At 57.4% G+C, this 8,393-nt stretch carries 10 protein-coding genes; 6 read left to right on the forward strand and 4 right to left on the reverse strand.

The genetic code is table 11. The annotated features are described in order from the left end of the window. The first annotated feature begins 205 nt into the window (after positions 1-205). Positions 206-1,222, forward strand: a complete 1,017-nt coding sequence (locus H7U37_RS13670) for a site-2 protease family protein (RefSeq protein WP_204876532.1) — start codon at positions 206-208, stop codon at positions 1,220-1,222. Here H7U37_RS13670 and hcp read toward each other — a convergent pair. Further along, positions 1,219-2,847, reverse strand: a complete 1,629-nt coding sequence (hcp, locus tag H7U37_RS13675) for a hydroxylamine reductase (RefSeq protein WP_204876534.1) — start codon at positions 2,845-2,847, stop codon at positions 1,219-1,221. The genes H7U37_RS13670 and hcp overlap by 4 nt on opposite strands. Before the next feature lie 30 nt (positions 2,848-2,877). After that, positions 2,878-3,570: an ATP-binding protein gene (locus H7U37_RS13680; RefSeq protein ID WP_204876536.1), complete on the reverse strand. Its 693-nt coding sequence runs from the start codon at positions 3,568-3,570 to the stop codon at positions 2,878-2,880. Between the two features lie 91 nt (positions 3,571-3,661). Between H7U37_RS13680 and H7U37_RS13685 the strand changes: the two genes are divergently transcribed. Next, positions 3,662-4,345, forward strand: coding sequence for a Crp/Fnr family transcriptional regulator (locus tag H7U37_RS13685; protein WP_204876538.1), 684 nt, complete (start codon positions 3,662-3,664; stop codon positions 4,343-4,345). A gap of 62 nt (positions 4,346-4,407) precedes the next feature. Here H7U37_RS13685 and H7U37_RS13690 read toward each other — a convergent pair whose 3' ends face one another. Continuing rightward, on the reverse strand, positions 4,408-4,737 hold the full coding sequence (locus tag H7U37_RS13690; protein ID WP_204876539.1) for a helix-turn-helix domain-containing protein: 330 nt from the start codon (positions 4,735-4,737) through the stop codon (positions 4,408-4,410). 158 nt (positions 4,738-4,895) lie between these two features. On the opposite strand from H7U37_RS13690, the gene H7U37_RS13695 reads away from it, so the two are divergent. From H7U37_RS13695 to H7U37_RS13705, 3 genes are all read left to right on the forward strand, one after another. Beyond that, positions 4,896-5,330 carry a hypothetical protein gene (locus H7U37_RS13695; protein ID WP_204876540.1) on the forward strand — a complete coding sequence of 145 codons (435 nt, stop codon included), beginning with the start codon at positions 4,896-4,898 and terminating at the stop codon, positions 5,328-5,330. Between the two features lie 77 nt (positions 5,331-5,407). After that, entirely contained in the window at positions 5,408-5,623 is a 216-nt protein-coding gene (locus H7U37_RS13700) for a hypothetical protein (protein ID WP_204876541.1), read from the forward strand. A 217-nt stretch (positions 5,624-5,840) separates the two neighbouring features. After that, positions 5,841-6,266 carry a hypothetical protein gene (locus H7U37_RS13705; RefSeq protein ID WP_204876542.1) on the forward strand — a complete coding sequence of 142 codons (426 nt, stop codon included), beginning with the start codon at positions 5,841-5,843 and terminating at the stop codon, positions 6,264-6,266. 140 nt (positions 6,267-6,406) lie between these two features. Here H7U37_RS13705 and ilvD read toward each other — a convergent pair whose 3' ends face one another. After that, positions 6,407-8,068, reverse strand: coding sequence for a dihydroxy-acid dehydratase (ilvD, locus tag H7U37_RS13710; RefSeq protein WP_204876544.1), 1,662 nt, complete (start codon positions 8,066-8,068; stop codon positions 6,407-6,409). A 113-nt stretch (positions 8,069-8,181) separates the two neighbouring features. On the opposite strand from ilvD, the gene H7U37_RS13715 reads away from it, so the two are divergent. Next, the coding region (locus H7U37_RS13715) for a FadR/GntR family transcriptional regulator (protein ID WP_338049841.1) at positions 8,182-8,393 on the forward strand (212 nt) is incomplete at its 3' end.

Below are 8,393 nucleotides of genomic sequence, written 5' to 3' on the forward strand. Positions count from 1 at the left end.
ACATTGCGGTCCATTTTCCCGCGCTCCAGCATCTCTCTCACCACCTACTCCTATTTTAACTCTCTTAAACGAAAAAGCCCAGCTTTCGCTGGACTTTTTCGACAGGCTCGGAGCCGTCCGAAGGGACGGCTCTGCTTTTCTTTTTTCAAAAGAACCCGTGACAATTGGCTCCCACCGCCGTTTTTCTCAAAAGGGGGGAGAGGACATGCTGTTTCCATATCCGACGCTGAAAAAAGAGGTCTCCATTTATGAATACAAAGATGGAGACCAAACCGTTTATACCGTTGAAACCTGGAGAGGGGAATATGAGATTTCAGAAGAGATGGCGGACTTCCTGGTAAACCTGGAGGGGGCCGGGGGCAGCCCGTACTGCTGTCCGGCCTTGGAGGGGGTGCCCGAGGCACAGGTGGACGCGCTGCTGGAAGGGCTGATGCGCCGCGGCCTGCTGCGCCGGGGCAGGCGGGTGGCCCATTATGTGGGGCCGTTCTTTTTGGTACGGCTGTCTCCCCTGCCGCTGGTCCCCGGCAGCCTGACCAACTGGATCACCCTGCTGCTGATGGTGCTGGGCCCGCTGAGCCTGGTGGCCGCCGCCGCGCTCCTGCCCCTCCGGCTGGCGGAGCTGTCCCGGGAGCTGGAGGACATCGGGCTCTATGGCTATCTCCTGGTCCTTCTGGGCCTGATGGTCAGCATCCTGCTCCACGAGCTGGGCCACGGGGTCAGCGCGGTCTCCTTCCGGGGGCATGTCTGTGAGCTGGGGCTTTTTTGTCTGCTCTGTCTGCCCATGGGCATGTATGTGTCCCATACCCGGGAATGGGACAACCGGGTGGGCGACTATGCCGTCGCGGCGGCCGGGATAGCGGCCAACGCCATTTTGGCGGTGCTCTGCCTGCTTGCCTGCACCGTGGGCGGGTGGACCGGCGGGGTGCTCCTTCAGATCGGCATCAATAATTTCATCCTGGTCCTGGTCAACCTGCTGCCCGCCAGCCTCACCGACGGCGGCGCCGTCCTGGAGGCCCTGAGCGGGATTCCGGAGATCCACCAAAAGGCCCTGCGGTTCTTCCTCTCCCGGCGGGAGCGGGCCAGGACGGTCCGCGAAATGGGCAGAGTGAGGACCTTGGGCCGCGCCCTGCTCTATCTGCTGGCCCTGGCGGGACAGCTGGCGCTCTTTGTGCTGCTGGCCCGGGAGGTCCTCATCCTGCTGTCCCTGTTCTTTGGCGGTTAACCCAGCATCCGGGCCAGATCCTCCTCCACGGTGGTGATGCCGCCGATGCCGAACTGCTCCACCAGCACCTTGGCCACGTTGGGACTGAGGAAGGCAGGCAGCGTGGGGCCCAGATGGATGTGCTTGACCCCCAGAGAGAGGAGGGCCAGCAGCACGATCACCGCCTTCTGCTCATACCAGGCGATGTTATACACGATGGGCAGGTCGTTGATGTCCGCCAGGCCAAAGACCTCCTGGAGCTTCAGAGCGATGACCGCCAGAGAGTAGGAGTCGTTGCACTGGCCCGCGTCCAGCACCCGGGGAATGCCGCCGATGTCCCCCAGAGGCAGCTTGTTGTACTTATACTTGGCGCAGCCGGCGGTGAGGATCACCGTATCGCCGGGCAGGGCTTTGGCAAATTCGGTGTAATAGTCCCGGCTTTTGGCCCGGCCGTCGCAGCCCGCCATGACCACAAATTTCCGGATGGCGCCGCTCTTGACGGCCTCCACGATCCGGTCGGCCAGGGCCAGCACCTGGGCGTGGGCAAAGCCCCCCACGATTTCGCCGGTCTCCAGCGCCTGGGGCGGCGGACACTTCTTGGCGTGGGCGATGAGGGCGGAGAAGTCCTTTTGCTGGCCGATCTCGCCGGGGATGTGCTTGCAGCCCGGATAGCCCGCCGCGCCGGTGGTGTAGAGCCGGTCCTTGTAGCTGTCCTTGGGGGGCACGATGCAGTTGGTGGTCATGAGGATGGGGCCGTTGAAGGCCTCAAACTCCTCCTTCTGCTTCCACCAGGCATTGCCGTAGTTGCCCACGAAGTTGGGGTACTTCTGAAAGGCCGGATAGTAGTGGGCGGGGAGCATCTCCGAGTGAGTGTACACGTCCACGCCGGTCCCTTGGGTCTGCTCCAGCAGCTGCTCCAGATCCCGCAGGTCGTGGCCGGAGACCAGGATGCCGGGATTTTTGCCCACCCCCAGCTTGACCCTGGTGATCCGGGGATTGCCATAGGTCTCGGTGTTGGCCTGGTCCAGCAGGGCCATGCCCCGGACGCCGTACTTGCCGGTCTCCAGGGTGAGGGCCACCAGATCCTCCACGGTAAGGCTGTCATCCAGGGTGGCGGCCAGGGCACGCTGCAAAAAGGCGTCCACCTGGCCGTCGTCCCGCAGAAGGGCGTTGGCGTGCTTGGAGTAGGCCGACAGGCCCTTGAGCCCGTAGGTGATGAGCTCCCGCAGGGAGCGGATGTCCTCGTTTTTGGTGGACAGCACCCCCACCGTTTTGGCCTTTTCCGCCCAGTCGCCGGCGCCGTCCCACAGGGCCGCTGCGGGGAGGGAAGTTCTGTCCGCCAGGGAAAGCAGCCGTTCCTTTTCCGCCAGGGTGGCCCGGATGCGGTCCTCGATGGCGGCTTTGTCAAAATTGGCGTTGGTGATGGTGGTGAAGAGGTTGAGGGTGATAAGGTGGTTGACAGACGGGTCAATCTCCTGCCCGGCCTTCCGCAGGGCGGTGGTCACCGCCGAGAGGCCCTTGGTCACATAGACCAGCAGATCCTGCATGGCGGCCACGTCCGGGGTCTTGCCGCACACACCCACCCGGGTGCAGCCGGTGCAGCCCGCCGTCTCCTGACACTGATAGCAAAACATTTGCGGTTCCATTTTATCGGTTCCTCCTGAAAAATACACGAATTACCGGTCCAGAATCCGGCCGTCGGTGGAGATGGTCACCACCTGCCAGGGGATGAATTTTCCGCTGGCCTTCAAAGCCTCCACCGCCGCCCGTTCCAGGCCGCCGCAGCAGGGCACCTCCATCCGCACCACGGTCAGCGCCCGGACGGCGTTGTCCCGCAGGATGTGGGTGAGCTTTTCGCTGTAATCCACCCCGTCCAGCTTGGGACAGCCCACCAGGGTGATCTTGCCCCGGATAAAGTCCTCGTGGAAGGAGGCGTAGGCATAGGCGGTGCAGTCGGCGGCAATGAGCAGGTGGGCCCCGTCGAAATAGGGGGCGTGTACGGGGGCCAGCTTGATCTGCACCGGCCATTGGCGCAGCTGAGAGGGCTGACCGCCGGGACGGACCTGGCGGCCCTCTTCCGGCGGGGTCAGGGTTCTGGACTGGCTGCCGGGGCACTGGCAGGACGCCGCCTTCTTCGCCTTGGCGGCCTCTACCGCCGCCGCGTCGTAGGCCGGTGCCTCCCGCTTCTCAAAGGTGATGGCGCCGGTGGGACAAGCGGGCAGACAGTCCCCCAGGCCGTCGCAGTAGTCCTCCCGCAGCAGCACGGCCTTGCCGTTTTCCAGGCCGATGGCCCCCTCGTGGCAGGCGGCGACGCACAGCCCGCACCCGTTACATTTTGCCCCGTCGATGGTGATAATTTTCCGGATCATATGGATTCCTCCTGATATACTTGACAGATTGCTTTGAGTATACTACACTTTCTGTGGGAAGTATGTTGTTATTCCAACATCAGGAGGGGCTATGGACCTGAAATTTTTGTCAAGAACCGCCCTCTTCCATGGAAACAGTCTGGAGGAGATCAGCGAGATGCTGGCCTGTCTGGGGGCGGAGGAACGGCGCTATTCCAAGGGCAGCGTGATTTTCCATGCCGGGCAGACCACCCGGTCCATGGGGCTGCTTCTGTCCGGCCGGGTGTCGGTGGAGAGCGACGACGTATGGGGCAACAAGAGTATGCTGGACCATCTGGGTCCGGGACACGTCTTTGGAGAGACCTACGCCGCCCTGCCCCAGCAGCCCATGATGGTGAGCGTGGTGGCCTCGGAGCCGGCGGAGGTTTTGTGGCTGGATGTGGGACGGATGCTCCACCAGTGCTTCCGTCAATGCGCCCATCACGGCCGTCTGGTGGCCAATCTGCTGGCCATTTCCGCCCACAAAAATCTGGCCCTCTCCCGGCGCATCTTCCATACCGCCCCCAAAACCATCCGGGGCCGGCTTCTCTCCTATCTCTCCTTCCAGGCGGCCCAGCAGGGCGGGCTGGAATTCCACATCCCCCTCAGCCGCCAGCAGCTGGCCGACTACCTGAATGTGGACCGCAGCGCCCTGTCCAATGAACTGGGCAAAATGCGCCGGGAGGGGCTTTTGGAGGCGGACCGGAACCACTTTATCCTCCACCAGCCGCCGGATGATACTTTTAGTGTAATATAAAATAGAAGAGAACGCAGCAAAGGACGCCTCAGGAGTCACCTCCTGTAGCGTCCTTTTTGGTGTTACAGCAAGTCTCTTCCCTTGGCAATTGCCCGAACCGCATTATAAAAGCGTTTCTTTTGCTCTGAATTTGTAAAGGTTAAGCTGCCTAAAAAAGAAAAGATCGCATCTTCATAGAGGTTTTTCTGATCCAACAGCAGCATATCAGGAGTTACCTTCAAAGCATTGACCAGCGCCATCATAGTTTCCAGGGACATTTTTCTGGTGCCACGCTCAATGTGACCCAAGAAAGAAGTGGAGATATCGCACATTTCTGCCAAATGCTCCTGGGAGTATCCGCGCATATGACGGAGATTCCGTACATTTTTTCCCAATAAAGTATAGTCAATCATAAAATTCGGCCGCCTTTCTTATGGGATTTTCAGACTTTATGGTACCCAAAATTCCCATTTCAAAAGAGTGACTATAAGAATTATATATTAACTATAAGAATTATATGTGATATAATTACCAACAAAATAAAGAGAAAGATACGAGGAGAAAGTTTATTATGGTAAAGTTCTTGGCGGTTGTTTTAATAATTGCTTTATTTGTAAAAAATCCTATATTAGCAATTATTGTTGCGGCACTCGTAATAGCTGGAGCAGTATGGCTTTCCAAAGTGAATGAAGAAGAAAAAGGGGGAGGAGAGCGGATGAGTGCGGAGGAACGTTTGAAAAGTGCCGGTTTCAAAAAAATAAAAAATGGTAATGGTGATGATTGTTGCCTTTTTTGCAACTATTATCATTTAAGCAATGATAAATCGGAAGCCAGTTGTACTTTATATGGCGTAAGATTTTTGGGGGATTTTGAAGCAAGTGAACATATTTGCAACAGATTTGATGGAAGCGAGTTATCTTCACTTATGAAAGCGGCGGTAGAAGAATATTCAAAACCTGAAAGGTCTGCTGATCAAAAGCAAAATGCACAAGCATCTCGGAAATAAGTAAGAAAGTTCGATAAGAACTTTGAATATAAAGAAAGGAGAAAAATAGGAGTAATTTTAATTCGCTATGTTTTAGTATGGATAAATTGAAAGGCGGGTGTTTTATTATGGAAGAAGAAAAGGTTAAAAAAGTAGTGATTCCCGAAGGCGAATTTTGCGGACACAATTGTGCTGATGGGTGCATTTATTGGAACCCCAGGGATCAGGATAGCAATGGTCGTCAGTATTGCAGCCACTATGGCAGCTATTACTATCCGCGTGAGCGGCAAGGGTGTCTTTCTTTTAAGCGGTAAGCCACATTAGCAGGTGTAGGAAATAGAAACCCATGAGAAGCGACATGGAACGTTCTATGGCACTCAAGGCAAAACGGGCTTACTCTGCGTGTTCGGACAATTATCCGCGTTGTCGTGTCTCGGATGGTTAAGCAACAGATCAAGAAAGAGTCCTGATGGGCAGCCTTAAAAAAGCATTGCCGTATCAGGGCTCTTTTATTACAGCAGAGGTTTAAAATTGTTGATTACAAAAAAAGCACATTGCAAATTGATTAACTGTCCAAAGGTTCCTCCAGAAACAGGTGGGATACTATTGGGATGCAATTCAATAGTAGATACTGTTGTATTTGATGTTGGGCGAAATGCAGCAAATGATTCGACAATAAAATATATTCCAAATGTAAAATTTCTAAATAAGTGTATTTCCAATTTTTGCAGTCATGGAAAAGAATTTTTGGGAATGTTCCATACACACGCATATCAGTGGGATTCTCTTTCTGGTGCGGATATATATTACATAAAAAATATAATGGATGCGATGTCTGCCAAAATTAAATTTCTGTATTTTCCAATCGTATATCCGGGAAAATACATAAAAGTGTACAAGGCTTTAAAAAATTCCGTTCCGTTTATTATGAGCGATGAAAAGATTCAGTTTGTATAAGTTTATAAAAGCCCTTTGGCAAATCTCAAATGGGTTTGTTTTGTAGAAGATCTCCAGCTAATTCCTGATAAAACAGATGCCTAACAACGCTCCCCTCCAGCCTTTCAAAGCCGGAGGGGAGCGTTCTATATATTTTTCTTTTAGCCCAGCACGGCGCCGCGGTCAGCGGAGGAGACCAGCTTGGCGTAGCGGGCCAGATAGCCGGTCTTGATCTTGGGCTCGGGGCAGACCCAGGCGGCCTTCCGGGCGGCCAGCACCTCGTCGGACACCTTCAGCGTAATGGTGTGGTTGGGGATGTCGATGGCGATGCGGTCCCCCTCCTCCACCAGGCCGATGGTGCCGCCGGAGGCGGCCTCGGGACTCACATGGCCGATGGACGCGCCCCGGGTGGCGCCGGAGAACCGGCCGTCGGTGATGAGGGCCACGTCCTTGTCCAGCCCCATGCCGGCGATGGCCGAGGTGGGATTGAGCATTTCCCGCATACCGGGGCCGCCCTTGGGGCCCTCGTAGCGGATGACCACCACGTCGCCCGCCACGATTTTGCCGGCGTAAATGGCGGCGATGGCCTCTTCCTCGCTGTCAAAGACCCGGGCGGGACCCTCGTGGACCATCATCTCGGGGGCCACGGCGGACTGCTTGACCACGCAGCCGTCGGGGGCCAGGTTGCCCTTCAGGACGGCGATGCCGCCGGTCTGGGAGTAGGGATTGTCGATGGGCCGGATCAGGTTCTCGTCCCGGTTGACCACACCCTCCAGATTTTCGGCGATGGTCTTGCCGGTGCAGGTGATGAGGGAGGTGTCCAGCAGGCCCTTTTTGGTCAACTCCTTCATGACGGCGTAGACGCCGCCGGCCCGGTCCAGGTCCTCCATATAGGTGTCGCCGGCGGGGGCCAGGTGGCACAGGTTGGGGGTCTTGCCGCTGATCTCGTTGGCCATGTCGAAGGACAGCTCAATGCCGCACTCGTGGGCGATGGCGGGCAGGTGGAGCATGGTGTTGGTGGAGCAGCCCAGAGCCATGTCGATGGTCTCGGCGTTGTGGAAAGCGGCGGCGGTCATGATGTCCCGGGGCCGGATGTTCTTTTCGATGAGCTCCATGATCTGCATACCGGCGTGCTTGGCCAGGCGGAGCCGGGCGGAGTAGACCGCCGGGATGGTGCCGTTGCCCCGGAGGGCCATGCCGATGGCCTCGGTCAGGCAGTTCATGGAGTTGGCGGTGTACATACCGGAGCAGGAGCCGCAGGTGGGGCAGGCGTTGTTCTCATATTCCTCCAGGCCGTCCTGGTCCAGCTTGCCGGCGTAGTAGGCGCCTACCGCCTCAAACATATGAGAGAGGCAGGTGCGGCGGCCGTCGTTCATGGTGCCGGCCAGCATGGGACCGCCGGAGACGAAGATGGTGGGCACATTCACCCGGGCGGCGGCCATCAGCAGGCCGGGGACGTTTTTGTCACAGTTGGGGATCATGACCAGGCCGTCGAACTGGTGGGCCATGGCCATGGCCTCGGTGGAGTCGGCGATCAGGTCCCGGGTCACCAGGGAGTATTTCATACCCACGTGGCCCATGGCGATGCCGTCGCACACGGCAATGGCGGGGAACTCCACCGGCGTGCCGCCGGCGGCCCGGATGCCCGCCTTGACCGCCTCGGCGATCTTGTCCAGGTTCATGTGGCCGGGGACGATCTCATTGTAAGAGCACACCACGCCCACCAGCGGGCGCTCCAGCTCCTCCTTGGTGTAGCCCAGGGCGTAGAGCAGGGACCGGTTGGGGGCGGCAGGCGCGCCCACCTTGATGACATCACTGCGCATATATAGTTCCTCCTTATCACAACCGGAAATCAGTTGTATGATTACTCTTGCATTGTATGACTACATAGTATATCATAGAAAAAAAGATGTCAAGAGGTCAGGAGGCATTTGGCGTGGAAAAAGAGAATTTATCCCAGCAGACCGCCCGGCGGCTCTATGAGCGCATCGCGGTGGAGGGGCAGCTCCGGCCGGGGGACAAGCTGCCCAATGAGGTGGCGCTGTCCCGCTCTTTGGGGGTGAGCCGCACCACCCTGCGGGACGCCATCCGCACCCTCACCGCCCAGGGAGTGCTGGAGGTCCGCCGGGGGAGAGGCACCTTTGTGGC

It is taken from the genome of Pseudoflavonifractor phocaeensis, from assembly GCF_016901735.1.
Classification (GTDB): Bacteria; Bacillota; Clostridia; order Oscillospirales; family Oscillospiraceae; genus Pseudoflavonifractor_A.